The following is a 22,696-nucleotide window of genomic DNA, read 5'->3' on the forward strand; positions in this document are numbered from 1 at the left end:
TGCGCACGTTCCGCACAGCGAAAAAAGAAGGGCCGGCAACGATGCCGGCCCTTCATCATGATAAGGTTTTGATAACCGTTCAGTAGCGCGCGACCGCCGAGTTGGCCCAGTTGAAGCGGTAGTTGACGCCCGCCTTGATGGTGTGGTCGTCGGTGGTGAAGTTGCCGGTGCCCGCCAGCGGACCACCGGTGAAGTGCGCGTCGCCGAAATTGTAGTACTGGTACTCGGCCTTGGCCGACCAGTTCGGGGCGAACATGTATTCGAGGCCGGCGCCGACGGTGTAGCCGTTGCGGTGATCGCCCGTGATGACGAAGGCCGCCGGCACGCCGCCGACAGTGACCTTCTCGTTGTTGTCGGAGTAGGCGTAGCCGCCCTTCACATAGAGCAGGCCCGGACCCCAGGTGTAGCCGACGCGGCCGGTGATCGAGCCGAGACCGCGCTGGTCGTTGGTGTAGGCGACGCCGCCCGGGAACACCGCGCCGACGCTGCCGGAGAGCCAGGAATACTGGCCTTCGACGCCGACGACGAAGTTCGGGTTGAACTGCCAGTCCGCACCAGCCTGCACGCCGCCGAGGAAACGGCCGTTGCCGTTATTGCCGGTGGAGAGGCCGCTGAAATTGTTGTCGCTGGAGAACGCGCCGCCGACATGGCCACCGATGTAGAAGCCGGTCCAGTTGTAGATCGGCGCGGCATAAGCGGGCGCGGGCGCCTTATAGTAATTGCGGTTACCGAGATCGGCACCGACTGCCGGCGCAGCAGCGCCCAGCACGAGCAGCGCAACGGTCGCAAACAGAATCTTCTTCATCGTCCAAACTCCAACACTTAGGTCCCCGGCAGGCGCGCTTTCCGCGCCGTCGTTGATTTTGCAGATAGCTCGCTTTTGACGAAAATGCTGTCACATCTGTGGCACAGCGGCAGCCAACCTAACGTATTGGGCCGTAAACGATTTTCGTGCTTAATGTCGGCTTAAGAAGTGGTGAAGGAAGGCTTAACTCGGCGCTGTCAGTGTAACTTGCGCGCGCATCTCATTAACCAAGACGGCGCCGCGCCTCATCGCGCATCTGTTCGCGGAATGCAGCGCGCTTTGCGGGCCGGTCTTCCTCGCGCACGTCATGACGATCGAAGACGTCGAACTTCTCCAGGATCGGGTAGCGCTCGCTCGCCATCGCGAGCACGCGCAGCACCTTGGTCGCGGACGGTGTCGGGCCGCTGACTTCCCAGCGCCGGATGGTGTCGGCGCCGCCCTTCTCCGGCAATCCGCAAAGCCGGGCCATGTCGGCCGCGGTGAGCTTGCGTTCGAGGACGTCCGAGAGATCGTTGCGGAGTTGCTTCAGTTCGGGACCGGTCATATCGCCTCAATACGCGAAGTCGATGAGGTGAATGCACTAGAGCATTATCGGTTCTGATTGAATCAGAACCGAAGCTCTAGATCCTTGTTTCGACGCGTTTTCTTCACGCGAACCGGCATCCACTTCGCTCGAAAACGCTTTAGCGCTGATTCGGGTCCATCCGAAGGCGAGGCGCGGTAGCGGGCGGGCGTGCTAGTCTCGCGCCCGCCGGGCTCAGCAAAGGAAAGAATAGTCGCATGCCCGTGTTCAAGCTGCCTCTGTCGGGGGACGTCGTGCAGTCCATCAACCCGATCACGTCGTTCTTCAGCCCGGCCGGCGGCCAGTTCGGTCTCGTGAACATCACGGTGGGCCAATCCTCGGCGCCCGATGTCGAGAAGGACCTACTGTCGGATGTCGGCAGTTACGGCAAGCAGATCGGCCAGGTCGCGGATGCGCTGCTCGTGGTCATTGAGCATCTGGAAGCGCTCGGTGACAGCGCATTCGGCGATGACAAGGCAATCGCGGCCTTCAAGGAGCTGATGCACTCGGTCGCGACCGTCAAGGAGCGCCACAACCGCAAGGCCTGTCGTCCGCGGCGGCGCTGATCATGCCGTGCGACCGCGCTCCGGCACCTTCGTGTGCGCACGGAGTTATGAACGGAAGTGCTATGGAATTCTTCCGAACAATGAACACTTGGCGTACGGGGTCTACGGCGACGAAAGGATCAGCGATGACAGGCATCAAATTCGCGATTGCCGCACTTATCACGGTTGGCCTAGCTACGGCCCCCTCCGTTGTCGAGGCGAAGAAGCACAGGTCCGCCAGACACTACAGCTCCGTTATGGCGGCCCCGAGTTATGGCAGCGTTGGAGGGTCGATGGCCGTGCCGTCGAGGGCTTACGGCAGCTCAGGACAGACGGTGGGGACGGTCACGGCGCCGTCGATCGGCACGTATAATTGGCCTTCCGTCGGCGTCACCAACTCGGTTCCGACCTGGAGCAATACCAACCCGCCGGTCAGATAGCACACGAACGCTCTGGGCGAGAGCCGATGTCGATCAGCGCGGCCGGTCGCAAGGTGAAGATCGCAACGCCCCAGCAGGGAGCATGCATCCTCAGGCGCCCCGGCCGGCCTGTTGGCCGATCACGCAGCGCCATCCCGCGAGGCGCTCGGCCGGATGCTGGTTCATCCATTCGGCAAGCTGCGGCGCACCCATCAGGCACGATTGCATCGAGACGTCGGCGAAATCGGATGTGGTGACGGTCTGCTCATGACAGTTCGCTGGAGAGGCGAGGTTGCAGAGCACGGCGATGATCTTGATCACGCGAGGTTGCCTCCGTCGCTGCGACGCGCGGAGGCTCCGCTTGATGGTTCGCTCACCGGATCAGCCGGCGGGAAGATGCTGTCGTAGATCGCGCGCGCTTCCTGGATGAGGCGAATGCGCTCGCGCTCGGATTTCGAGACAAACTCAATAACCTGGCCCATGTCGTCTCCAATAGATTCTCAATCCATCATCACATGATGGAAATCATTTCATCCGGATGTGGGGTGTCGCCTTCGGCTTTGCAGCCGTGCGGGCGGTCACGAGGGATAAAAAGCCCGTGAGGATTCCGCTCCTGAGGGGGAGCGGGGTACCTTCAGCGATGCGCCGATCTCACGGCGCATCTGTTCGGCGGGGACCGCTTCGCAGCATCGTGATGAAGAGTTGAGCCCCGCGGGATGATGGCACTGCGGCACATTTTGTCGCGCGTGGAGTTGTAAGGTCACTCAGTGCACGGGTGCCTCGACGAACGGCATCGCGATTGAGAGACCGCGCCCGAAAGGATCAGCCATGACAAGAACGAAACGCTCCATTGCTGCACTTATCGCTCTCGGATTGGCTGCAGCGCCACTCGCCGTAAACGCACAAACGTCGGGGACGGGGGCACCAAGCAGCACGAGCGGACGCTCCGGAGCACCAGTACAGCAAGGGACTATTGGAAGTTCCGGGCAGACCGTCGGGACCGTGACAGCGCCATCGGTCGGAACGTCCAACCAGCCCTCCGTCGGCGTAACAAACTCGGTCCCCACCTGGAACAACACGAATCCCCGACCGAAGTAGAAATCGCGATCGGCTGACTTACGCCGCCGGCGGGCGATCCTTGCGCCCCGGCACTGCCGCGAGCAGCTCGCGCGTATAGGCATGTTCGGGCGCGGCGAACAGCTGCGCGGTCGGCTTCAGTTCGACAATGGCGCCGCGCTGCATCACCGCAATGCGATCGCAGATTTGAGCAGCGACGCGCAGATCGTGGGTGATGAACAGCATCGACAGGCCAAGACGCGCCTTGAGGTCTTCAAGCAGTCTCAGCACTTGCGCCTGCACCGACACGTCGAGCGCGGAGACGGCTTCGTCGGCGACGATGATTTCGGGTTCGAGCGCGAGCGCGCGCGCGATGCCGATGCGCTGGCGTTGGCCGCCGGAGAATTCGTGCGGATAGCGTTCGAGTGCGCCGGCGTCGAGCCCGACCATCTTGAGGAGATCGCGGGCGCGTTCGAATGCCACCTTCGGATCGGTACCGGCCGCGATCGGGCCGTCGGCGATGATATGACCGACCTTGCGGCGCGGATTGAGCGAAGCGAACGGATCCTGGAAGATCATCTGGATGCGGTGGCGCTCGGCGCGCAGCGCCTTGCCCGCGAGCTTTGTGAGATCGGTCTCGCCGATCCGCACGGTGCCGCGATCGGCTTCGACCAGCCGCATCACAAGACGGGCCACCGACGATTTGCCGGAACCGGATTCGCCGACCAGGCCGAGCGTCTCGCCCTTGAGAATCGTGAAATTGACTTCGCGTGCGGCATCGACGCGACGGTCCTCGCGAAACCAGCCGCCCGAGGTGACGTAGGTCTTGTCCAGTCCGATCACCTCGACCGCTTTGGCCTGGTCGTCGAGAGGGCTGCGGGCGGGCGGGTCCATCGAGGGCACGGCGGCGAGCAGCGCCTTGGTGTAGTCGTGCTGCGGCGCGTTGAAGACGGCCGAGGCGGGGCCTTCCTCGACCACCTTGCCGTGGCGCAACACGATGACCTGGTCGGCGATGTCGGCGACCACGCCGAAATCATGGGTGATGAACATCACCGCCATGTTGCGATTGCGCTGGAGGTTGCGGATCAGTTTCAGGATCTGCGCTTGCGTGGTGACGTCGAGCGCGGTGGTCGGCTCGTCCGCAACCAGCACCGCCGGTTCGAGCGCGAGCGCCATCGCGATCATGGCGCGTTGGCGCTGGCCGCCGGAGAGCTGGTGCGGATAGGCGCGCACGATGCGCTCGGGGTCGGGGAGGCCGACCTCGCGCGCCAGCGACAGCGCCTTGGCGCGCCGCTCCCTCGGCGTGAGCAGCCCGTGCGCCTCGAACATCTCCGCCATCTGATCGCCGATCCGCATCAACGGATTGAGCGCGGTCATCGGCTCCTGGAAGATCATCGCGAGCCGGCGGCCGCGCAGATCTCGCCAGCCGTCGTCGTCGAGTTTGAGCAGGTCGCGGCCTTCGAACTGGATCTCGCCGGAGGTGACGGTGACCGTGTCAGGCAACAGTCCCATCAGCGCATGCGCGCACATCGATTTGCCGGAGCCGGATTCGCCGACGACGCAGACGATCTTGCCGGGCCGCAGATCGAGCGAGACGCCGTCGACCGCGAACGGACGCTCGGCGCCCTTGGGCAACGCGATCCGCAAGTTCTTGATGGAGACGGCGGGCGGAGCGGTCATGATCAGCGGCCCTCCCGCGACAGCCGCGGATTGAGCGCGTCGTTGAGGCCTTCGCCGATCAAATTGAGGCCGAGCACCGAGATCAGGATGGCGACGCCGGGAAACACGGTGATCCACCAGGCCTGGCGGATCACGGTGCGGCCGGCGCCGACCATGTAGCCCCAGGAGATCAGGTTGGGATCGCCGAGGCCGAGGAACGCCAGCGAGGATTCCAGCAGGATCGCGGTCGCCACCATCAGCGAAGCCAGCACGATCACCGGCGACAGCGTATTCGGCAGGATTTCGCGCAGGATGATCCAGGTGTTGCTCTGGCCCGTGACCACCGCGGCCTGGACGTATTCCCGCGTGCGCAGCGACAGCACCTCGCCGCGGACGAGGCGCGCGACCGGCGGCCAGCTTACCAGCGCGATCGAGGCGACGATCGAATAGATCGAGGGCTGCAGGATCGCGACCAGCACGATCGCGAGCGCAAAGCTAGGAATGGTCTGGAAGAACTCGGTGAAGCGCATCAGGGCGTCGTCGACCCTGCCGCCGAAATAGCCGGCCATAGCGCCAATGGGAACGCCCACGACGAGCGCCACCAGGGTGGAGACCATGCCGACGAGCAGCGAGACGCGTGCGCCAAAGATCATGCCGGCGAACACGTCGCGGCCGAGCGCGTCGGTGCCGAGCGGCACGGTCGCGAGCGTGAACGGCGGCAGGAACGGCCGCTGCACCATGCGCCAGGGCGAGTTCGGGAACAGCATCGGACCGAACAAGGCGACCGAGATCGCAAGCAGCAGGATGATGAGCCCGATGACGCCGCTCGGGCTCCTCAGCATCGATTTCCAGAATTGTTTCATGTGGTGAATTCGATGCGCGGGTCGACCAGGCGATAGACCAGGTCGGTGATGAGGTTGAAGATCAGGACCATGGCGGAGCAGATCACGAAGACGCCGAGCAGCAGATTGTAGTCGCGCTGGAGCAGGGCGTCGTACATCAAGCGTCCGATGCCGGGCCAGGCGAACACGGTCTCGGTGATGACGGCGCCGCCGATCAGGGTGCCGGAGTGGACGCCGGCGAGTGTCACGACGGGCAGCAGCGCGTTGCGCAGGACGTGGCGACGCTGGATCACGGCATCGGACAGGCCTTTGGCGCGCGCGGTCTTGACGAAGTCGAGACGCTTCACCTCCAGCATCGAGGCGCGCGTCATGCGGGTGTAGGTCGCCATGAAGAACAGGCCCAGCGTCATCGCCGGCATGATCAGGTGCTTCGCGACGTCGACGGCATGAGCGAAGCCAGTGAGGTTGGCGCCGACAGTCTCGTAGCCGAAGCTCGGCAGCCAATCCATGGTGACCGAGAACAGCAGGATGCCCATCAGCGCCACCCAGAAGATCGGCATGGCGTAAAAGATCAGCGCAAAGACGGTGATCGCGGTGTCGAGAAAGGTTCCGGCAAAGCGCGCGGCGAAGGTGCCGAAGAGAACGCCGAGCACGAGCGAGATCGCGAACGCCGTCAGCGTCAGCAGCAATGTCGCCGGCAGCCGCTCGCCGATCAGCTTCGCGACTGGTGCCTGCTGGCGGAAGGAGAAGCCGAGGTCGAGGGTAGCAATGCCCTTGACGTAGATGAAGAGCTGCTCGGGCAGCGGCTTGTCCAGGCCGAACTTCTCCCTGAGCTGCTGGACGAAGATCTGGTCGCTGGCGCCGGCCTCGCCCGCCATCACGACGGCGGGATCGCCGGGCGCAAGCCGGATCAGGAAGAAATTGAGGACGACGATCGCAAGCAGGACGATCACGCCCTTCACGACACGCTGAGCAACGAAGGAGAGCATCTAGAGGGTCATGTCTTGTTGCGTGACCTGAAGCCACGGGGGCATTGTGCTCCCTCGCCCCGCTCTTGCGGGGAGAGGGTTGGGGCGAGGGGCCTCTCTCCACGGGCGAGAATGCCGATGGATCTGTACCCCCTCACCCGCCGCGCTCTGCGAGCGCGTCGACCTCTCCCCGCAAGCGGGGAGAGGTGAAGGAAGGCACGCCCTCACTTGTCGAGCCATGCGTCCTTGAAGCCGTCATTGACCCCGATCCCGGTGGTGATCAGGTTCTTGACCTTGCAACGCATGATGGTCGGGAATTGCAGCTCGAGCATCCAGGCCACCGGCACGTCCTCGACCAGGATCTTCTGCGCCTTCTCGTAGATCTCCTTGCGCTTGGAGTCCGGCGTAGCAACCGCGCCGTCGGCGAACAGCTTGTCGATCTCCGGGTTGGAGTAACCCTCGACGTTGTTGAACACCTGGCCCTTGGCGATGGCGCTGGAGACGTAGTTGCGGCCGACGCCGAGTGCGGGATCACCGTACTGGTAGAGATAGGTGAAAGCGATGTCGTAGTCCCAGTCGCCGATCTTCTGGTTGCCGCCGGCAACGTCGGTGGCGATGGTCTCGATGTTCATGCCGACGTCCTGGAGGTTCTGCTTCACGGCTTCACCCCAGCGCTGCCAGGTCTCGCCATAGGCGAGCGGCAGAAGGCGGATCTTCTCGCCCTTGTAGCCGGCTTCCTTCAGCAGCGCCTTGGCCTTGGCGGGATCGTAAGGGTATTTCGGCACGTCGTCGGTGTAGTATTTGATGGTCGAGGCCGACGGGCCGGTCGCGACCTTGCCGAGCCCGTTCCAGATCACGTCCTTGGCGAAGTCGCGGTCGATCGCAAACATGACCGCCTGCCGCACCCGCTTGTCGGCGAGCGGACCCTGGCGATTGTTGAGCCACAGCCAGGCCAGCGGCGAGAAGAACTCCCAGCCGGCGCCGGTGACGCAGGTGTCCTTCAGCTTGGACAGCCGCGGCACGTCGAAATTCTCGACCGAGCCGCCGGGCAGCACGTCGACCTTGCCGGTCTCATACGCCACCGAGCGCGCCGCGGCATCGGGAATGATTTGCCAGTAGATCTCGTCGAGATAGGGCTTGCCCTTCTCGTAATAGTTCGGGTTCTTGACCAGGCGGATGAAAGAGCCCTTCTGCCATTCCTTGAACATGAAGGGGCCGGTGCCGACAGGGGCGTTGTTGTAGGGATTGGTCTTCCAGTCGGTGCCTTCGTAGAGATGCTTCGGTACCATCGGCATCGAGCCGACCTCGAAGATGCCGAGGAACGGACCGAACGGCTGCTTCAGCGTGAACACCACCGTGTAGTCGTCGGGCGCCTCGACCTTGTCGACCTGCGCCAGATTGTTGCGGGCACGCGCGTGGGTCTGCTTCAGCATCTCGATTGAGAACAGCACGTCGGCGGCGGTGAAGGGCTTGCCGTCGTGCCAGGTCACGCCCTTCCTGAGCTTGAATATGTAGGTTTTGGCGTCCTCGCTGACGCTCCAGCTCTCGGCGAGCTCCGGCTGCGGTTCGAGCTTGGGGCTGTAGCGCAGCAGGCCTTCGAAAATGTTGCCCGACACCATCTGCACCGGGCCGTTCTGGACCATCGCCAGCATCAGGCCGGGCGGCTCGGGCTGAATCACGGCATTGATCGCTCCACCCGCTTTCGGCTCTTGCGCCAGCGCCGGGGCCGCGAGGCCGCAAGCCAGGAGGACACCAAGCAACACTCGTTTTGACATGTCGAATCTTTCTCAAGCGAGACCAGCCGCAAACGCTTCGCACGTCATGGCGCGCAAAGCTACGGCAGGCCCATCCCAGTCCCCATCCGGGATCGAGGCTCACACAGTCTCATTCGGCGCCGCAAGATGAAAGTCTCGACAGTGTTCGCCCAAAAAATGTACAGCGCGTCCGGTTATGGCATTTGACGGCCAAGCCGACGCCGCCGCGCCGCCCTGCTTCAGGAGGGCCGCAGCACCCGTTGCAACTCGGCAAGCGCGTCCGCGAGTTGCTCCCGGTGCGCGATGTCGTCCTTGGGGATGGCCGCGACACTGCCCGCGAGTTCGCGCAGGATTCCGGCGAGCAGGCCGAAATTGAGGTGCAGGTGCACCGATTTGCGCTCGTCCGCCGTGCCCGGATGCTGCAGCACCAGCGCAACGCCGCTTCCGTCGAGACGTGCCTCGAACCGCGATGAATGCCCGAAGGTGCCGACATAGAACTTGTCGGGATATTCGAGCGCGATCTCTGCCTTGTCGGGAACCGGCTTGGACATGTGAGCCTCATTGATGTCAGGCCATTCTGGCCGGGAATAAACTCGGCCGCCTTGCGATAGGTCAGAGGCGGGCTCGTTCCGGATTTGATTCGGATCAAAGCCGGGCTGCCGCTTCTGCGATCTGATGGCAGGACGGGTGAAGCCCCGCGTGCCCGGTCAACTGCGAGTCCATCGGCGATGAACGTCCATTCCACCCCATCCGAAGCGGATTCAGACGATAGCGCCATCTCTTTCGCAGACGAGGCGTCGGCACGTTGCGCGCAATTGCTCGGCGATGCTGGCCTCAGGCTGACGCGCCACCGCCTGGCGCTCGGCCAAATGCTGTTCCTCTGCCCTCATCGTCATGTGACAGCGGAGGGGCTTTATGAAGAAGCCACCGCCGCCAATCTGCGGCTGTCGCTTGCGACCGTCTACAACACGCTGAACCAGTTCACCGAAGCCGGCCTGTTGCGGCGGATCGCCGCCGACGGCATCAAGTCGTTCTTCGACACCGATACGTCCGTGCATCCGCATTTCTACCTCGAAGGCGAGGATGTGCTGGTCGACGTCACCGACGGCCTGACCTTCACCAGGATGCCCGAGGCGCTTCCGGGCCACGAGATCGCGCGGCTCGACGTCGTCGTCCATCTGCGCCGGAAGCGTGACGTAGACCCGGCATGACGATCGTCTAGCGCAAGCCCGCCCGCCGGAACCCTTCCAGATAGTGTTCGCGGTCGGCGTCGTTCGCCCATGGCAATTGCGTCGCGATCCAGCGCAGCGAGATGTTGGGCTGGGTGCGGCGGAGCTCGCCCAGCGCCATCTCCGCAAGCACGCCGTCGCCGGTCATGCCAGCAGAAACCGCCAGCACGCGGTAGGCGCCGGTAAGGTCGCCGCGGTGGCGGATCGCCTCCCGCGCGAGCGTGATGGCCTCGCCATAGCGCCGCTCGGTGAAGCGGGCATAGCCGGCGATGCCGTGATAGATCGCCAGGGATGGATCGCGCGGCGAGAGCCGCATGGCCCTCTGCGCTGCCTCGAACGAATCCTTCGGCCGCCCGGCATAGGACAGCGCCAGTGCGTAATAGCCCTGCGCCAGCGAGAAGTTCGGATTGAGCGCGAGCGCCTGCTCGAACTCGGACAGCGCGTCCGCAAGCCGTCGCGTCGAGAAGTAGACGCTGCCAAGCGCGGCGTGCGCCCAGGCATCCTCGTGGTCGCAGCGCACCGCGGCGAGCGCGGCGGCTTCCGCCACCGGCGCCACCACGGCGAGCTCGGCCCAGCCGAGATGCACGCCGAACATGTGATTCGCCGCGAGCACCGACAGCGCCTGGCCGTAGTTCGGGTCGATCCCGACCGCGCGCTCGAGCAGCGCCCGCGCGGTCTCGTGATCCCGCCGCGTCACCCGCCAGTAATGCGACAGCGCCCGCATCAGGAGATCCCAGGCATCCAGGCTCGCGGGGGGCTTGCGATGGGCGCGAAAACTTTCCGCCGCATGAATCTGCGGCTCGATCGCCGCGGCGATCGCGTTGGTGATTTCGTCCTGCACGGCGAACACGTCGACCAACTCGCGGTCGTAGCGCTCGGCCCAGAGATGGCTGCCCGTCGTGGCGTCGTTGAGCTGCGCGGTGATGCGCACCCGGTTGTCCGACTTGCGCACGCTGCCTTCGACGATGTAGCGGACGCCGAGTTCCTCGGCGATCTGCCGGATGTGAACCGCGCGTCCCTTGTAGGTAAAGGACGAGTTGCGGGCGATCACCATGAACCAGCGCTGCTTCGACAGCGCGGTGAGGATGTCCTCGCTGATGCCGTCGCCGAAATAGTCCTGTGCGGGATCGCCGCTCATGTTCTCGAAAGCGAGCACCGCGACCGCCGGGCGGTCCGCCAGGGCGCGCGGCAAAGCAGCGACGGGTTGCGTGGGGGCGGGCGCGGATGCCATTTCTTCCCGGACTTCGCCGACGAAACGAAAGCCCTTGCGCGGAATGGTCTTGATCAGCCGCTGGGTCGCACCGTCGTCGCCGAGCGCCTTGCGCGCGGCGTTGATCCGGCTGTTCAGGGCGGAATCAGAGATGATCCGATCGCTCCAAATCTGGCTGATCAGGTCATCCTTGCTGACCACACGGGTGCGCTGCGCCACCAGATAAAGCAGGAGATCGAACACCTGCGGCTGCAACGGCACGGCGGCGCCGCTGCAGGTGAGTTCCCGCAGGTCGCCGTCGAGCACGTTGTTTTCAAAGCGAAATCGCACGTTTCTGTCGTCTCAAGCAAAAATCAAAGTCGTCTCAGGCGAAAATCAACCGTCCGCGAAAGTCTTGGGACCTCCGGTGCGGCATGGTGCAGCGACCAATGAAGTGCCGGCGTTTTGGCACAACGGAGCTGTTTATGACCCAAATTGATCATCAGGTTGATCCTATCGGCCCGGTTGCGGGCTCACGCATTTTCAAGTTCATCGCCTTTCTGTACGGAATTGCGGCGTATCTCGTGTTTTTCGTCACCATTCTCTACGCCATCGGCTTCGTCATGGGGCTCGTGGTGCCGAAGACCATCGATACCGGGACCGATACGCCCGTGGCCGAGGCCGTCATCATCAATCTGCTCGTGATGGCCCTGTTTGCGATCCAGCACAGCGTCATGGCGCGCCGGCAATTCAAGGCCTGGTGGACGCAGTACGTCCCCAAGCCGGTCGAGCGCAGCACCTATGTGCTGTTTGCCAGCCTGTCATTGCTTCTCCTGTTCTGGCAGTGGCGTCCGCTGCCCACGGTCATATGGGACGTCGCGAACCCGGATCTTGCTGTGACGATCGTCACGCTGTCGCTGGTGGGCTGGGTCCTGGTGTTTACCTCGACCTTCATCATCAATCACTTCGAGTTGTTCGGATTGCATCAGGTGACCAATCATCTCGTCGGCAAGGAGGCGTCGCCGCCGCGCTTCAAGACGCCGCTGCTCTACAAGTTCGTCCGTCATCCGATCTATCTCGGCTTCATCATCGCGTTCTGGGCGGCGCCGGTCATGACCGCGGGCCATCTGCTGTTCGCCGCCGTGACGACGGCCTACATCTTCGTCGGCATCGCGCTGGAGGAGCACGACCTCATCGATCTCTTCGGCGACGAGTACCGGCACTACAAACAACGGGTGTCGATGCTTATTCCCTGGCGCAAGTCAGTATAGCTTGCGCGTCGTTCGGCCGCGTCCGCCGAAAGGAGGACGCGCGGCGGCGCCGAGGCGCGTAACGGAGCTTGCCGACCCGGCCTTCCACGTTTCTCGGGGTGAATCCCCCTCACCCCGACGCTATTAGTGCGAGCGAAGCTCGTCGCGACCCCCGCATTCCTTTTTGCCGACTTATCGGCAAACAGCAGCGGGGAGAGGAATCTGAACAATCATCAACGGAGACGACCTAATGAAACATGTTGGAAACTGCTTCTGTGGCGCGGTCACGATCGAGGTCACAGGCGCGCCGGAGGCGATGGGCTATTGCCATTGCAGCTCGTGCCGCTCGTGGTCGGGCGGTCCGGTGAACGCCTTCAGCCTGTGGAAGCCCGAAGCCGTGCGCATCACAGAAGGTGCAGAGAATGTCGAGACCTTTGCGAAGACGCCGCTCAGCCAGCGCAAATATTGCAAGAAGTGCGGCGGCCATCTCATGACCAACCATCCGCCGCTCGGCCTGATCGACGTCTTCACCGCCACCATTCCCACCCTCGCCTTCGCGCCCGGCGTCCACGTCAATTACGCCGAGACGGTGCTGCCAATGCGCGACGGCCTGCCCAAGCTCAAGGATTTCCCGGCCGAATTCGGCGGCAGCGGCGAGATGATGCAGGAGTGATGCGCTTTCTTCTCTCCTCTCCCCGCAAGCGGGGAGAGGAGAGATTCGCTATGTCATCCCCGCGCGCCGCAATCCCTCGAGGTAATGCTCGCGATCCTCGTCCCGCAGCATCGGTAGCTCGCGCGTGATCCAGGCGAGCGAGATGCCCGGTTGGGCGCGGCGCAAGCCTTCCAGGGCGGAAGCCGCGCGCGCGGGATCTCCCGACATTCCGGTGGCGGCCGTCAGCACGCGATGCGCGCCGACGAAATCGGCGCGCTGCCGCATCGACTCGCGCGCCATCTGTGCGGCGCCTTCGTAATCGCGGCCGATGAACCGGGCATAGGCCGCGACGCCGCAATAGATCGCCGCGAGCGGGTCGCGCGGGCTCAGCCGCAGCGCGCGGCGCGCGGCGACATCGCCGTTCTGCCATCGTCCGGCGTAGCACAGCGTCACGCCGTAGAAGGCGTGCGCCATCGCAAAGTTCGGATTGAGGTTCAGCGCCAGCTCGAATTCCGCCAGTGCGTCGTCGAAGCGGCGGCGGAATAAATAAGCGTATGCCAGGCCGTGATGGGCCCAGGCATCCTCACGATCGGCCTCCACCGCCGCGAGCGCGGCGTGCTCGGCGACCGGCACGGTCGCGGCCATGTCGGACCAGCCCATATGCGCGCCGAAGATGTGGCTGGTCGCGAGCAGGCCGAGCGCCTTGCCATAGGCGGGATCGAGCGCGACGGCCTTTTCGAGCAATCCTTGCGCGGCGGCATTGTCCTCGCGGGTGATGCGCCAGTAATGCGACAATGCGCGCATCACGAGGTCCCAGGCATCCAGGCTTCCCGGCGGCTTCTGCTGGGCGCGAAAACTCTCGGCGGTATAGAGCTGCGGCTCGATCGCGGCGACGATCGCCTCGGTGATCTCGTCCTGCACGGCGAAGATGTCGGCAAGCTCGCGGTCGTAGCGTTCGGCCCAGAGATGGCTGCCGGTCGAGACGTCGTTGAGCTGCGCGGAGATGCGCACGCGATCGCCGCTCCGCCGCACGCTGCCTTCGAGCACGTAGCGCACGCCGAGCTCGCGCGCGACCTCGTGCATGTGCACGGCACGGCCCTTGTAGACGAAGGAGGAGTTGCGCGCGATGACGAAGAACCAGCGCAGCTTCGACAGCGCGGTGATGATGTCCTCGCTGATCCCGTCCGAGAAATAATCCTGCTCGAGGTCGCCACTCATATTGGTAAAGGGCAGCACCGCGATCGCCGGCCGGTCCGGCAGCGCCAGCGGGGCCTGCAGTAGCTTCGCTCCGAAATCGGAGTCCGGCGCGGTCGCCCCACGCTTGGTTTCGACGTCGCCGACGAAACGAAAACCCTTGCGTGAGATGGTGCGAATCAGCGCCTGGTTGGCGCCGGTGTCTCCGACCGCTTTGCGTGCCGCATTGATCCGGCTGGTCAGGGTGGATTCGGACACGCTGCGCCCATGCCAGATCTTGTCGATCAGCTCGTCCTTGCTGACCACCCGGTCGCGGTTCTCCATGAGGTGGACGACGAGATCGAAGACCTGCGGCTCCACGGCAACGGGAACTTGCTCGCGGCTCAGCTCGCGCAAGTCGGTATCGAGCAGGTGATCCCGGAACAGAAACTGCACGTCGAAAACTCAGACCTCACGACATCGGGCAACGATGAAATCAAGACGGATTTCGGCTGATGTCTGTGAGTCCACCGAGGGGCCTGCCCGGTTCACCACGATCGCGTGATGGCAGGCATGCAGTTTACGGGGAGGAATGCAGCCTTGGTTAGAACGTGGCCGGTTCGGCCGGATTGTCGCGATTTCCTCACGTCATTGCGAGCGTAGCGAAGCAATCCAGCCTGTCGCCGCGCAGACAGCGTGGAGTGCTTCGTCGCAAGGGCTCCTCGCAATGTCGGTGTTGAGGCAATGGCGTGCGGCAGCTTCCCATGTTGTCCTGGCCTTCGCGACGGCATCGAATGTGTGACGAACGGTGAATGTCCATTGCCGAACAGTTCCGCGTGCGTAAGCTGCCGCCCACACAAAACACCAACCACGAAGAAACGCCCATGCCCGCTTTTCATGCCTCGACCACCGTGCTCGATTCCGTGCTGTTCCGCGATGCCTTCGGCACGCCGCAGATGCGGGAGGTGTTTTCCGATATCGCGACGGTCGCGCGCTATGCCGAGGTCGAGGTGGCACTGGCGAAAGCGGAAGCGAAGTGCGGGGTGATTCCGCACGATGCCGCCGACCAGATCGCGGCGCGGACCGATGTGGCCGCGCTCGATTTCGACCTGTTGCGGCAGGAGACCGATGTCGTCGGCTATCCGATCCTGCCGCTCGTGCATCAGATGGTGAAGCAATGCGGCGATGCCGGCCGCTATGTGCATTGGGGCGCGACCACGCAGGACATCATGGACACCGCCGTGGTGCTGCAATTGCGCGCCGGGCTCGAGCTCGTCGAGCAGGACATCGCCGCGCTGCGCACAATCCTTGCCGACCTCTCGAAGCGCCACCGCGACACGCCGATGGCGGGCCGCACCCATCTCCAGCAGGCGCTGCCGGTCACCTTCGGCTACAAGACCGCGATCTGGCTCGCGATGTTCGACCGCCACGCCGAGCGCCTCAGCGAATTGAAGCCGCGCGTCCTGGTCGGCCAGTTCGCCGGCGCCGCCGGCACGCTGGCCTCGCTCGGCGACAAGGGGTTCGAGGTGCAGGAAGCGCTCTGCGCCGAACTGAGGCTTGGCGTCCCCGCTTCGACCTGGCACGTCGCACGCGACGGTTTTGCCGAGGCCGTCAACTTCCTGGCGCTCGTCACCGGCTCGCTCGGCAAGATCGCGCTCGACATCATGATCATGGCCTCGACCGAATTCGCCGAGGTCTACGAGCCCTTCGTCAAGGGACGCGGTGCTTCCTCGACTATGCCTCAGAAGCGCAACCCGATCTCCTCGGAACTGATGCTCGCGGCGTCGAAGGCGGTGCGCCAGCACGCCGGCCTCATGCTGGATGCCATGGTGCAGGATTTCGAGCGCGCCACCGGGCCCTGGCACGCCGAATGGATGGCGATCCCCGAGAGCTTCGTGCTGACCGCCGGCGCCTTGCACCAGGCGAAGTTCGCGCTCGCCGGCCTCATCGTGGATGAAAGCAAGATGAACGAGAATCTCGCCGTCAGCCGCGGTCTGATCGTGGCCGAAGCCGTCATGATGGGGCTCGCGCCGCAGATCGGGCGGCAGGAGGCCCATGACGTGGTCTATGACGCCTGCCGGCTCGCCAATGAGAAAGGTCTTACGCTGGCGGACGCGCTCTCGTCCGATTCCCGCGTCTCTGTCAGAATCGACCGTGCCACGATCGAGGCGCTGACATCACCGAAAAATTACCTCGGCCTTGCTCCCGCCATGGTCGACCGGGTGCTGAAATCGGCAACGCGTTGAAAACCAAAATGCGCGAAACTGCGTATCTTTGGGGGGTCGCAAGGCACTCGCGCACTTGTGTCTCGCGATGCTAGACTTAGATTGGACGAGAGACGTTCGGCAGAGGATCCGGCATGACTGATCAACGCATCACCTCCACTCCCATCGATCCCGTGAAGCTCGACCGGCTGGCCGAGGTGGCGGTGAAGGTGGGCCTGGGCTTGCGGCCGGGCCAGGATCTGCTCTTGACGGCACCTGCGATCGCGTTGCCGCTGGTGCGGCGGATCGCGGTGCATGCCTACAAGGCCGGCGCCGGCATCGTGACGCCCATTCTCTCCGACGAAGAGATGACGCTGGCGCGCTATCGCCACGGCCACGACGACAGCTTCGATCGCGCCGCCAACTGGCTCTACGAGGGCATGGCCAAGGCGTTCTCGAACAACACCGCGCGTCTCGCCATCGTCGGCGACAATCCGATGCTGCTCTCGGGCGAAGATGCTTCCAAGGTCGCGCGCGCCAGCAAGGCCAATTCCATGGCCTATCAGCCGGCGCTGGAAAAGATCGTCAATTTCGACACCAACTGGAACATCATTGCCTACCCGAGCCCGTCCTGGGCGAAGCAAGTCTTTCCGAACGATCCTGAAGAGGTCGCGATCGGCAAGCTCGCGGACGCGATCTTCGCAGCGTCCCGCGTCGATCGCGACGATGCGCCGGCCAATTGGGCGAGCCACAATGCGGTGCTGCGGGAGCGCACCAACTGGCTCAACGGCCAGCGTTTCCGCGCGCTCCAGTATTCGGGACCGGGCACCGACCTCACCATCGGGCTCGCCGACGGCCATGAATGGGAGGGCGGCGCCTCGCTCTCCAAGAACGGCATCAGCTGCAACGCCAATATCCCGACCGAAGAGGTCTTCACCACGCCGCATTGCCGGCGCGTCTACGGCCATGTCGTGAGCTCGAAGCCGCTATCCTACCAGGGCACGCTGATCGACAACATCGCGGTGCGCTTCGAGGACGGCCGGATCGTCAACGCCAAGGCTTCGCGCGGCGAGGAGGTACTGAACAAGGTGCTCGACACCGACGAGGGCGCGCGGCGTCTCGGCGAAGTGGCCCTGGTGCCGCATTCCTCGCCGATCTCGCAGAGCGGGTTGTTGTTCTATAATACGCTGTTCGACGAGAACGCGGCCTCGCACATCGCGCTCGGCCAGTGCTATTCGAAGTGTTTCGTCAACGGCGCCCAGCTCACGCCGCAGCAGATCGCGGCGCAAGGCGGCAACCAGAGCCTGATCCATATCGATTGGATGATCGGCTCGGCCGAGACCGACATCGACGGCATTCTGGCCGACGGCAGCAAAGTGCCGGTGTTTCGCAAGGGCGAATGGGCGAAGTAACTACGCCGCCGGGTTGCGCAGCATCGGGCTGTTGTCGATGCTGAAGCGGTTGAACAGCGTCGTGAACGGGCTGCCGTCGGTGGCCCGCACGACGGCGTCGGAGGCCGCCACCGCGTCGTAGAGCGCACCGACCGGATCATTCGCCTCGGGCAGGTCGAGACCCCCGCGGATTTGCTCGCGGGCCTCGTTGACGTCGTCCTCGTCGTCGAGTGTGGCCTCCAGCGCATCCGCCGCCCGCCGCATCTCATGGAGATCACCGCCGGCGGAAAATTTGAGGATGTCGAGCCAATAGGGGTGCGCCACGACGAGCTTGACGAAAGCCTCGAAACTCTCGGCGATGATTCCCGCGCGGCCTTCCGACGAGACGTAGAGCACATTCTGAGACGGCAGCAGAACGAACGCGCCGCCGGAGCCGTCACTGCCGATTTGCCGGGGGCTTTCGATGCCGTCGACGGTGAACCAAGGCTCCTCGTCGGTTGCGAAGGAGACATCGAGGCTGCCGAGCCAGGCCACGACCTCGCCTTGAGTTGCGAGAACCTCCGGGGTGAGGGGCATCGGCATGGCTCCTTTCAGATAGCTTCGCGCACTTTGTCGCACCCCGGAAAAGAAGGGTTCATGTGCGCGAAATTGCAGGGAAATTGCGGCGTTAACCGTTTCGCGTCTGCAACTTGCGGCTGATTGTCGGACCCTGCGTAAGAAAGAATTAAAAACCGGCTACTAGCGTTCCCGCCATCTTTGAACAATCCGGGCCGAGACCCGGCGGATCATATTTTATCCCCTGGGGGAACAGATGTCGCGCGCATTGATTGAAATCAGTAGTTGCAATGTAGATCTCGAGCTGCGGCCGATCGAACCGTCCTGGATCATCGAAGGCAATCCGGTGTCGCGCTCGCACATCCTGTCCACCAGCGCCGACGGCACCGCTTCGACCATCATCTGGGCCTGCACCGAAGGCCGCTTCAACTGGTATTACGACATCGACGAGACGATCATGATCATGGAAGGGTCGATCGTGCTCGAAAGCGACGGCATGCCGCCGAAGCGCTACGGCCCGGGCGACGTCATTTTCTTCCGCAACGGCGCGCATGCCAAGTGGCATGTCGAGGGCCACGTCAAGAAGATCGCCTTCTGCCGCAAGACCAATCCCGTGATGATCGGCTTCCTGATCCGCGTCCTCAACAAGCTCAAGAAGATCTTCGTCTCCACCGGCGAGCGCCGTCCTGCCTCGCTGATGGGCGCCGGTTAGAGTTCAATCAGTTTCAAGGACGCTTCCCAGCGGTCACGACGGAACAGGGGGCCGGGATCAACATCCCGGCCCCTGTTCTCGTCATGGCGCCAATCACTTTAAGGCAGATCGAACCGGTAGAAATCACTCGCGGTCTGCGAGAACAACGCCGTCTTCTCGGTCTCGCTCAAGGGCGCCGCGATACGCTTGAAGGCGTTGAAGATTACCTGATAGCTGCACTGGCCCTTGTCCGGCGGGAAATTGCTCTCGAACATCGCGCGCGTGGGTCCAAACGCCTCGATGCAGGTTTCAATGTAAGGCCGCCACGCCGCGGCAAGCTCCTCGGATAACGGCGGCCTCTCGCGCAAATGGAAGTCGTAGCCGAGCAGGCACATCGCGAGCCCGCCGAGCTTCACCACGACGTTCTCGCATTTCGCGATCTCCCGGATCGAGGCGCGCCATTGCGCAAACACCTCCTCGCGTCGCCCGGCAAAGCGGCCGATTCCGGCCGGGCCGCCGCAATGGTCGAGCACGATCCTGGTGTCGGGAAATGCGCGGGCGAGCTCGGTCAGCTCGCCGATTTGCGGATGGAACAGCCAGGCGTCGAAGCTCAGGTTCAGCGGCGCGAGACAGGCAAAGCCCTTCCGGAAGGTCGGGTCCTGCAACAATCCCTGCGGCCGGCTCGCATACATGCCGGCGACTGCGGGATCTGCGTCCCAGGCCGAGGAATGCCGGATGCCGCGGAAGCGACCGTTGCCCGCCGCGATCTCGGCCTCCAACACCGGTTGTGCGGCATCGCCGAGCAGCAGGTTGACGTGGCTGACGATGCCGGCGCAGATCGCCGCCTTGCCATAGCCGCCGCTGGCGCTCATCGCGGCGACGCCATTGGCGAACTCGACCTCGCCGACCGGCCGGAATGCTTCGGGCCCGTGCGCACGATACATCGAGCGGCAATCGACATAGACGGTGGCGGTGATGTTGTGGCCGGAGGCGATATCCGCCGCCATCTCCTCGATCAAATAGCGGTGCCCGCGATTCCAGAGATGGTGATGGGGATCGACGATCGGCCGTAAGGGATCGATGATCTCCTCGTGATGCAGCGCGAGCCAGTCCTCGCGCGGCTCGACGAATAGCCCGCTCGTGTTGGCGGGCAAACCGCTTGCGGCCATCGGCGTTCGCTCCCTTGATGTATGCTTCTTGTTCTGGGAGCCTAACACCTCGTTCTCGCGTGCAGCAGCGCGCGTTTCGCAACCGCACCCGTCATCGCGGGCACAGCGGCGCCGTCGTCAATCCTTGCGCCGCTTCGCCCTCACATCGACCAAAAGCCGCCAATCGGTTGCGGTGGCCGGCTTGACCTCGCCGAGCCAATGGAAGAAATCCTCGGTGATTTCCGTAAAACTCCAGCGCGTCAGGTCGCCGGCTTCGGTCGTGCCTTCCTGAACGATGTCGGCATCGCGTGGACGGCCGATCTGCTGGCGGAATATGCCGCGGCCGGGATCGAACCAGGAGATCCGCCAGGCATCGATGGTCGGATCGTAGACCCGCAGCGTCGTGCCGTACCAATTGCCGGCGATCGGCAAGGCCGGGCTGCCAGCCGGGCGCGGAATGATCCAGACGTCTTGCACGGCGCGGCCCTCCAGCACCCAGCCGAAATGGATTTCGCCGGGCGCGGTGTGTTTCGTTCCATCGGGTCCATGGGCGGTGATCTCGGCGTCCCAATCGCCGACGAAGCGGCCATAAAGCTGGAGCGCCGCCGCGTGCTCGGGGTTCGGTCCGTCCGCGTGCAATAATCTCGCAAAGTCGGTCATGTCCATCTCCTGTTTGCGAGGAGATCAGCACGACCGGACGGCAGCCGACTTGGAGAAAATTGCGCGGCGCCCGCCGTCAAGTCTTGTTGGGCGACAGATGCCCTATGCCAGGATTGGGCCTGTCGTTCGTTCGTCGGCTCGTCGCGCGTTCCGCGAGCCAAATGACGATGACGGAGACAATCACGAGACCCGCACCAAGCAACATCAGGCGCGAAAATGGCTCGCTCAGCACGAGGGTGCCGAGCAGTACAGCGATCACCGGGTTGACGAAAGTGTAGGTCGACACCAACGAGGTCGAGACGTTTTCCAGAAGCCAGTTGTAGGCAACGAATCCGATCACGCTGCCAGCGATGATCAGCCAAAGCGCCGCTGCAAGCGAAGTCAGCGAAACCTCGCTCGGCCTGAAGTTTCCGATCTCGCCTGTCAGCCAACTGATCGCGAACAACACGGTACCGCCTATCGAAAGCTGGATGCCCGAAAGCAGGATAGCGGATGCCTGGCTCGACATGCTCCGGGACAAGATAGTCCCGGCCGACCATGACAAGGCCGCAGCCAGCAGCCAGACGACGGGAAGGATACTGATGCCGGCCTGCTCGACGTTTTGCCACGCCACGAGTCCGACGCCGAAGAAGCCCGGCACGAGAGCGAGCAGGGCGAAGGGCTTCGGTCGCTGATCGCCGGGGAACAAGACATCGATCAGCAGGATCCAGAACGGGATCGTGGCCAGCACGATGGCCGCCACGCCCGAAGGAACCGATTGCTGCGCGAAGGCGAGTACGCCATGGCAACCGACAAAGAACAGGAGCCCGCACAGGCTCGCCCTTATCCACGCCTGCGCGGATAGGTTCGCGACCTCACCGGCACTCATGGCCAGCAACAAGATGCCGCCACAGAGCGAACGCAGCGCCATCAGCAGAAATGGCGGAATCGATTTCAGGCCCAAAGTGATGGCGAAGTAGGTGGAACCCCACAGCAGGTAAATGGCCGCAAATGAGCCTATGACCAGCAACCTTCTGCTCATGACTGCTCCGATCGTAACTGATTTCGAAGCAACCAAGTCGGAGGAGGCTCATGCGTTCCGGCTCGGCGCGTCACACCCCGTCGAGGATGATCACCGTCGGCTTCGACGGCAACGCATCCCGAGACATCCGGAAACTTCGTTCCATGCGCCGGTCGATCTCGAACTGCTGGCCGATACGTTGCATGAAATCGTCGAGCGGGGTGGCGAAGCGGTGCATCGGCAGCACGACCGAGGCGCGCAGCCGCTTGGTGATCTCGGAGACGCCGTCGAGCGACATGGTGTAGGTGCCGTCGATCGGCACCATGACGATGTCGAGCCGCCCGATCTGGGCAAAATGGCTGTCGTCGAGCTTGTGGTGAAGATGGCCGAGATGGCCGATGCAGAGGCCCGCGACCTCGAAGATGAAGATCGAATTGCCGTCGCGGATCATGTCGGCGCCGGAATCGTCGCCGAAATAGCGACGGATGTCGGTGGTGACGTTGCGGATGAAGGTGTCGCCGATGCGCTCCGACACGATGGCCGGCTTGCCGTCCTCGCCCCAGCCATGCAGCACATGAGGAATGCGCTTGTCGGGATATAAAGAATAGTGCGTGCTGTGGGCCCGGTTCATGGTGACGACATCGGGCAGCCGGCCCACTTGGTAGGCCCCGCTATAGTCGGTCGCGATGCGCAAGCCGCCGGGCGTGTCGATGAAATAGGTGGAATGGCCTGCATAGGTAATCTGGACTTCAGCGGAGGCTGCGGCCTGCCGGAACGCGACCGGCGTCACGCGGGGTGCCGCATTTGCCATCGCCAGGCATTCGCTGCGCTGAGGTGATTGCTGCGCGAAGGCAGATGTTACCAGCCAACCGAGAAGCGCACAGACCGTCAGCAACAATCGAGACATCAGGAACCGTCCGGCGCTTATCGACGATCTGTGAGTG

Annotated in this window: 25 protein-coding genes; 9 read left to right on the forward strand and 16 right to left on the reverse strand. The window is 63.6% G+C overall.

Annotated features, from left to right (window positions below; genetic code table 11):
* Positions 1 to 79: 79 nt before the first annotated feature.
* A complete protein-coding gene (locus tag ABIB80_RS06360; RefSeq protein ID WP_007599475.1) occupies positions 80 to 805 on the reverse strand; it encodes an outer membrane protein in 726 nt (241 codons plus the stop codon).
* A gap of 223 nt (positions 806 to 1,028) precedes the next feature.
* Complete coding sequence (locus tag ABIB80_RS06365; protein WP_007599476.1) at positions 1,029 to 1,349, reverse strand: hypothetical protein; 321 nt, start codon at positions 1,347 to 1,349, stop codon at positions 1,029 to 1,031.
* A 236-nt stretch (positions 1,350 to 1,585) separates the two neighbouring features.
* Here ABIB80_RS06365 and ABIB80_RS06370 point away from each other — a divergent pair, with 236 nt between their 5' ends.
* Together ABIB80_RS06370 and ABIB80_RS06375 are read left to right on the forward strand one after the other, a co-directional pair.
* Positions 1,586 to 1,933: a hypothetical protein gene (locus ABIB80_RS06370; protein WP_007599478.1), complete on the forward strand. Its 348-nt coding sequence runs from the start codon at positions 1,586 to 1,588 to the stop codon at positions 1,931 to 1,933.
* Positions 1,934 to 2,058: 125 nt separating this feature from the next.
* A complete protein-coding gene (locus ABIB80_RS06375) occupies positions 2,059 to 2,352 on the forward strand; it encodes a hypothetical protein (RefSeq protein WP_007599485.1) in 294 nt (97 codons plus the stop codon).
* 90 nt (positions 2,353 to 2,442) lie between these two features.
* Here ABIB80_RS06375 and ABIB80_RS06380 read toward each other — a convergent pair whose 3' ends face one another.
* A complete protein-coding gene (locus ABIB80_RS06380) occupies positions 2,443 to 2,652 on the reverse strand; it encodes a hypothetical protein (protein ID WP_007599488.1) in 210 nt (69 codons plus the stop codon).
* A complete protein-coding gene (locus ABIB80_RS06385) occupies positions 2,649 to 2,813 on the reverse strand; it encodes a hypothetical protein (protein ID WP_007599491.1) in 165 nt (54 codons plus the stop codon). Before ABIB80_RS06385 ends, ABIB80_RS06380 begins: the two co-directional genes overlap by 4 nt.
* Positions 2,814 to 3,159: 346 nt before the next feature.
* On the opposite strand from ABIB80_RS06385, the gene ABIB80_RS06390 reads away from it, so the two are divergent.
* Positions 3,160 to 3,429 carry a hypothetical protein gene (locus ABIB80_RS06390; RefSeq protein WP_083869906.1) on the forward strand — a complete coding sequence of 90 codons (270 nt, stop codon included), beginning with the start codon at positions 3,160 to 3,162 and terminating at the stop codon, positions 3,427 to 3,429.
* 18 nt (positions 3,430 to 3,447) lie between these two features.
* Here ABIB80_RS06390 and ABIB80_RS06395 read toward each other — a convergent pair whose 3' ends face one another.
* The 5 genes from ABIB80_RS06395 to ABIB80_RS06415 form a co-directional block, all read right to left on the reverse strand.
* Complete coding sequence (locus tag ABIB80_RS06395; RefSeq protein ID WP_007599494.1) at positions 3,448 to 5,067, reverse strand: ABC transporter ATP-binding protein; 1,620 nt, start codon at positions 5,065 to 5,067, stop codon at positions 3,448 to 3,450.
* A gap of 2 nt (positions 5,068 to 5,069) precedes the next feature.
* Positions 5,070 to 5,909: an ABC transporter permease gene (locus tag ABIB80_RS06400; RefSeq protein ID WP_018458168.1), complete on the reverse strand. Its 840-nt coding sequence runs from the start codon at positions 5,907 to 5,909 to the stop codon at positions 5,070 to 5,072.
* Entirely contained in the window at positions 5,906 to 6,877 is a 972-nt protein-coding gene (locus ABIB80_RS06405) for an ABC transporter permease (protein ID WP_007599498.1), read from the reverse strand. The genes ABIB80_RS06400 and ABIB80_RS06405 overlap by 4 nt, the downstream gene beginning before the upstream one ends.
* 203 nt (positions 6,878 to 7,080) lie before the next feature.
* Positions 7,081 to 8,631 (reverse strand): ABC transporter substrate-binding protein, encoded by a 1,551-nt coding sequence (locus ABIB80_RS06410; RefSeq protein WP_007599500.1) that lies wholly within the window; start codon positions 8,629 to 8,631, stop codon positions 7,081 to 7,083.
* A gap of 218 nt (positions 8,632 to 8,849) precedes the next feature.
* Positions 8,850 to 9,161 carry a hypothetical protein gene (locus ABIB80_RS06415; RefSeq protein WP_007599501.1) on the reverse strand — a complete coding sequence of 104 codons (312 nt, stop codon included), beginning with the start codon at positions 9,159 to 9,161 and terminating at the stop codon, positions 8,850 to 8,852.
* A gap of 177 nt (positions 9,162 to 9,338) precedes the next feature.
* On the opposite strand from ABIB80_RS06415, the gene irr reads away from it, so the two are divergent.
* A complete protein-coding gene (gene irr, locus ABIB80_RS06420; RefSeq protein WP_007599502.1) occupies positions 9,339 to 9,821 on the forward strand; it encodes a Fur family transcriptional regulator Irr in 483 nt (160 codons plus the stop codon).
* 7 nt (positions 9,822 to 9,828) lie between these two features.
* Here the strand turns inward: irr and ABIB80_RS06425 are convergent, their stop codons facing one another.
* On the reverse strand, positions 9,829 to 11,379 hold the full coding sequence (locus tag ABIB80_RS06425; RefSeq protein ID WP_007599503.1) for a winged helix-turn-helix domain-containing tetratricopeptide repeat protein: 1,551 nt from the start codon (positions 11,377 to 11,379) through the stop codon (positions 9,829 to 9,831).
* Between the two features lie 134 nt (positions 11,380 to 11,513).
* On the opposite strand from ABIB80_RS06425, the gene mddA reads away from it, so the two are divergent.
* Together mddA and ABIB80_RS06435 are read left to right on the forward strand one after the other, a co-directional pair.
* Positions 11,514 to 12,299 (forward strand): methanethiol S-methyltransferase, encoded by a 786-nt coding sequence (mddA, locus tag ABIB80_RS06430; RefSeq protein ID WP_007599504.1) that lies wholly within the window; start codon positions 11,514 to 11,516, stop codon positions 12,297 to 12,299.
* Positions 12,300 to 12,528: 229 nt separating this feature from the next.
* The gene (locus ABIB80_RS06435) at positions 12,529 to 12,951 is read left to right on the forward strand and encodes a GFA family protein (RefSeq protein ID WP_007599506.1); all 423 of its coding nucleotides are present in this window, start codon (positions 12,529 to 12,531) and stop codon (positions 12,949 to 12,951) included.
* A gap of 48 nt (positions 12,952 to 12,999) precedes the next feature.
* Here the strand turns inward: ABIB80_RS06435 and ABIB80_RS06440 are convergent, their stop codons facing one another.
* The gene (locus ABIB80_RS06440) at positions 13,000 to 14,559 is read right to left on the reverse strand and encodes a winged helix-turn-helix domain-containing tetratricopeptide repeat protein (protein ID WP_007599508.1); all 1,560 of its coding nucleotides are present in this window, start codon (positions 14,557 to 14,559) and stop codon (positions 13,000 to 13,002) included.
* Between the two features lie 428 nt (positions 14,560 to 14,987).
* Between ABIB80_RS06440 and pcaB the strand changes: the two genes are divergently transcribed.
* Positions 14,988 to 16,349 (forward strand): 3-carboxy-cis,cis-muconate cycloisomerase, encoded by a 1,362-nt coding sequence (gene pcaB, locus ABIB80_RS06445; RefSeq protein WP_007599510.1) that lies wholly within the window; start codon positions 14,988 to 14,990, stop codon positions 16,347 to 16,349.
* 113 nt (positions 16,350 to 16,462) lie between these two features.
* Positions 16,463 to 17,719, forward strand: coding sequence for an aminopeptidase (locus ABIB80_RS06450; RefSeq protein WP_007599512.1), 1,257 nt, complete (start codon positions 16,463 to 16,465; stop codon positions 17,717 to 17,719).
* Here ABIB80_RS06450 and ABIB80_RS06455 read toward each other — a convergent pair whose 3' ends face one another.
* The gene (locus ABIB80_RS06455; protein WP_354127138.1) at positions 17,720 to 18,274 is read right to left on the reverse strand and encodes a hypothetical protein; all 555 of its coding nucleotides are present in this window, start codon (positions 18,272 to 18,274) and stop codon (positions 17,720 to 17,722) included.
* 235 nt (positions 18,275 to 18,509) lie between these two features.
* Here ABIB80_RS06455 and ABIB80_RS06460 point away from each other — a divergent pair, with 235 nt between their 5' ends.
* Entirely contained in the window at positions 18,510 to 18,965 is a 456-nt protein-coding gene (locus tag ABIB80_RS06460) for a cupin domain-containing protein (protein WP_007599517.1), read from the forward strand.
* Positions 18,966 to 19,063: 98 nt separating this feature from the next.
* On the opposite strand, the gene ABIB80_RS06465 is transcribed toward ABIB80_RS06460, so the two are convergent.
* The 4 genes from ABIB80_RS06465 to ABIB80_RS06480 form a co-directional block, all read right to left on the reverse strand.
* Positions 19,064 to 20,113 carry an amidohydrolase family protein gene (locus ABIB80_RS06465; RefSeq protein WP_007599518.1) on the reverse strand — a complete coding sequence of 350 codons (1,050 nt, stop codon included), beginning with the start codon at positions 20,111 to 20,113 and terminating at the stop codon, positions 19,064 to 19,066.
* Positions 20,114 to 20,230: 117 nt separating this feature from the next.
* On the reverse strand, positions 20,231 to 20,752 hold the full coding sequence (locus ABIB80_RS06470) for a hypothetical protein (protein WP_007599519.1): 522 nt from the start codon (positions 20,750 to 20,752) through the stop codon (positions 20,231 to 20,233).
* A gap of 76 nt (positions 20,753 to 20,828) precedes the next feature.
* Positions 20,829 to 21,773: an EamA family transporter gene (locus ABIB80_RS06475; RefSeq protein WP_007599520.1), complete on the reverse strand. Its 945-nt coding sequence runs from the start codon at positions 21,771 to 21,773 to the stop codon at positions 20,829 to 20,831.
* A 70-nt stretch (positions 21,774 to 21,843) separates the two neighbouring features.
* The gene (locus ABIB80_RS06480) at positions 21,844 to 22,659 is read right to left on the reverse strand and encodes an MBL fold metallo-hydrolase (protein ID WP_007599521.1); all 816 of its coding nucleotides are present in this window, start codon (positions 22,657 to 22,659) and stop codon (positions 21,844 to 21,846) included.
* Positions 22,660 to 22,696: the final 37 nt, after the last annotated feature.

The sequence above is a fragment of the Bradyrhizobium sp. i1.15.2 genome (assembly GCF_040548425.1).
In the GTDB taxonomy this organism is placed as follows: domain Bacteria; phylum Pseudomonadota; class Alphaproteobacteria; order Rhizobiales; family Xanthobacteraceae; genus Bradyrhizobium; species Bradyrhizobium canariense.

Bases quoted from the DNA above. Each gene is read 5' to 3' on its own strand.
- ABIB80_RS06400 (WP_018458168.1), bottom strand. From the start codon at position 5,909: ATGAAACAATTCTGGAAATCGATGCTGAGGAGCCCGAGCGGCGTCATC.
- ABIB80_RS06370 (WP_007599478.1), top strand. From the start codon at position 1,586: ATGCCCGTGTTCAAGCTGCCTCTGTCGGGGGACGTCGTGCAGTCCATC.
- ABIB80_RS06475 (WP_007599520.1), bottom strand. From the start codon at position 21,773: ATGAGCAGAAGGTTGCTGGTCATAGGCTCATTTGCGGCCATTTACCTG.
- ABIB80_RS06385 (WP_007599491.1), bottom strand. From the start codon at position 2,813: ATGGGCCAGGTTATTGAGTTTGTCTCGAAATCCGAGCGCGAGCGCATT.
- ABIB80_RS06465 (WP_007599518.1), bottom strand. From the start codon at position 20,113: ATGGCCGCAAGCGGTTTGCCCGCCAACACGAGCGGGCTATTCGTCGAG.
- pcaB (WP_007599510.1), top strand. From the start codon at position 14,988: ATGCCCGCTTTTCATGCCTCGACCACCGTGCTCGATTCCGTGCTGTTC.
- ABIB80_RS06470 (WP_007599519.1), bottom strand. From the start codon at position 20,752: ATGACCGACTTTGCGAGATTATTGCACGCGGACGGACCGAACCCCGAG.
- irr (WP_007599502.1), top strand. From the start codon at position 9,339: ATGAACGTCCATTCCACCCCATCCGAAGCGGATTCAGACGATAGCGCC.
- ABIB80_RS06395 (WP_007599494.1), bottom strand. From the start codon at position 5,067: ATGACCGCTCCGCCCGCCGTCTCCATCAAGAACTTGCGGATCGCGTTG.
- ABIB80_RS06460 (WP_007599517.1), top strand. From the start codon at position 18,510: ATGTCGCGCGCATTGATTGAAATCAGTAGTTGCAATGTAGATCTCGAG.
- ABIB80_RS06375 (WP_007599485.1), top strand. From the start codon at position 2,059: ATGACAGGCATCAAATTCGCGATTGCCGCACTTATCACGGTTGGCCTA.
- ABIB80_RS06365 (WP_007599476.1), bottom strand. From the start codon at position 1,349: ATGACCGGTCCCGAACTGAAGCAACTCCGCAACGATCTCTCGGACGTC.
- ABIB80_RS06415 (WP_007599501.1), bottom strand. From the start codon at position 9,161: ATGTCCAAGCCGGTTCCCGACAAGGCAGAGATCGCGCTCGAATATCCC.
- mddA (WP_007599504.1), top strand. From the start codon at position 11,514: ATGACCCAAATTGATCATCAGGTTGATCCTATCGGCCCGGTTGCGGGC.
- ABIB80_RS06410 (WP_007599500.1), bottom strand. From the start codon at position 8,631: ATGTCAAAACGAGTGTTGCTTGGTGTCCTCCTGGCTTGCGGCCTCGCG.
- ABIB80_RS06360 (WP_007599475.1), bottom strand. From the start codon at position 805: ATGAAGAAGATTCTGTTTGCGACCGTTGCGCTGCTCGTGCTGGGCGCT.
- ABIB80_RS06455 (WP_354127138.1), bottom strand. From the start codon at position 18,274: ATGCCCCTCACCCCGGAGGTTCTCGCAACTCAAGGCGAGGTCGTGGCC.
- ABIB80_RS06480 (WP_007599521.1), bottom strand. From the start codon at position 22,659: ATGTCTCGATTGTTGCTGACGGTCTGTGCGCTTCTCGGTTGGCTGGTA.
- ABIB80_RS06435 (WP_007599506.1), top strand. From the start codon at position 12,529: ATGAAACATGTTGGAAACTGCTTCTGTGGCGCGGTCACGATCGAGGTC.
- ABIB80_RS06390 (WP_083869906.1), top strand. From the start codon at position 3,160: ATGACAAGAACGAAACGCTCCATTGCTGCACTTATCGCTCTCGGATTG.
- ABIB80_RS06450 (WP_007599512.1), top strand. From the start codon at position 16,463: ATGACTGATCAACGCATCACCTCCACTCCCATCGATCCCGTGAAGCTC.
- ABIB80_RS06405 (WP_007599498.1), bottom strand. From the start codon at position 6,877: ATGCTCTCCTTCGTTGCTCAGCGTGTCGTGAAGGGCGTGATCGTCCTG.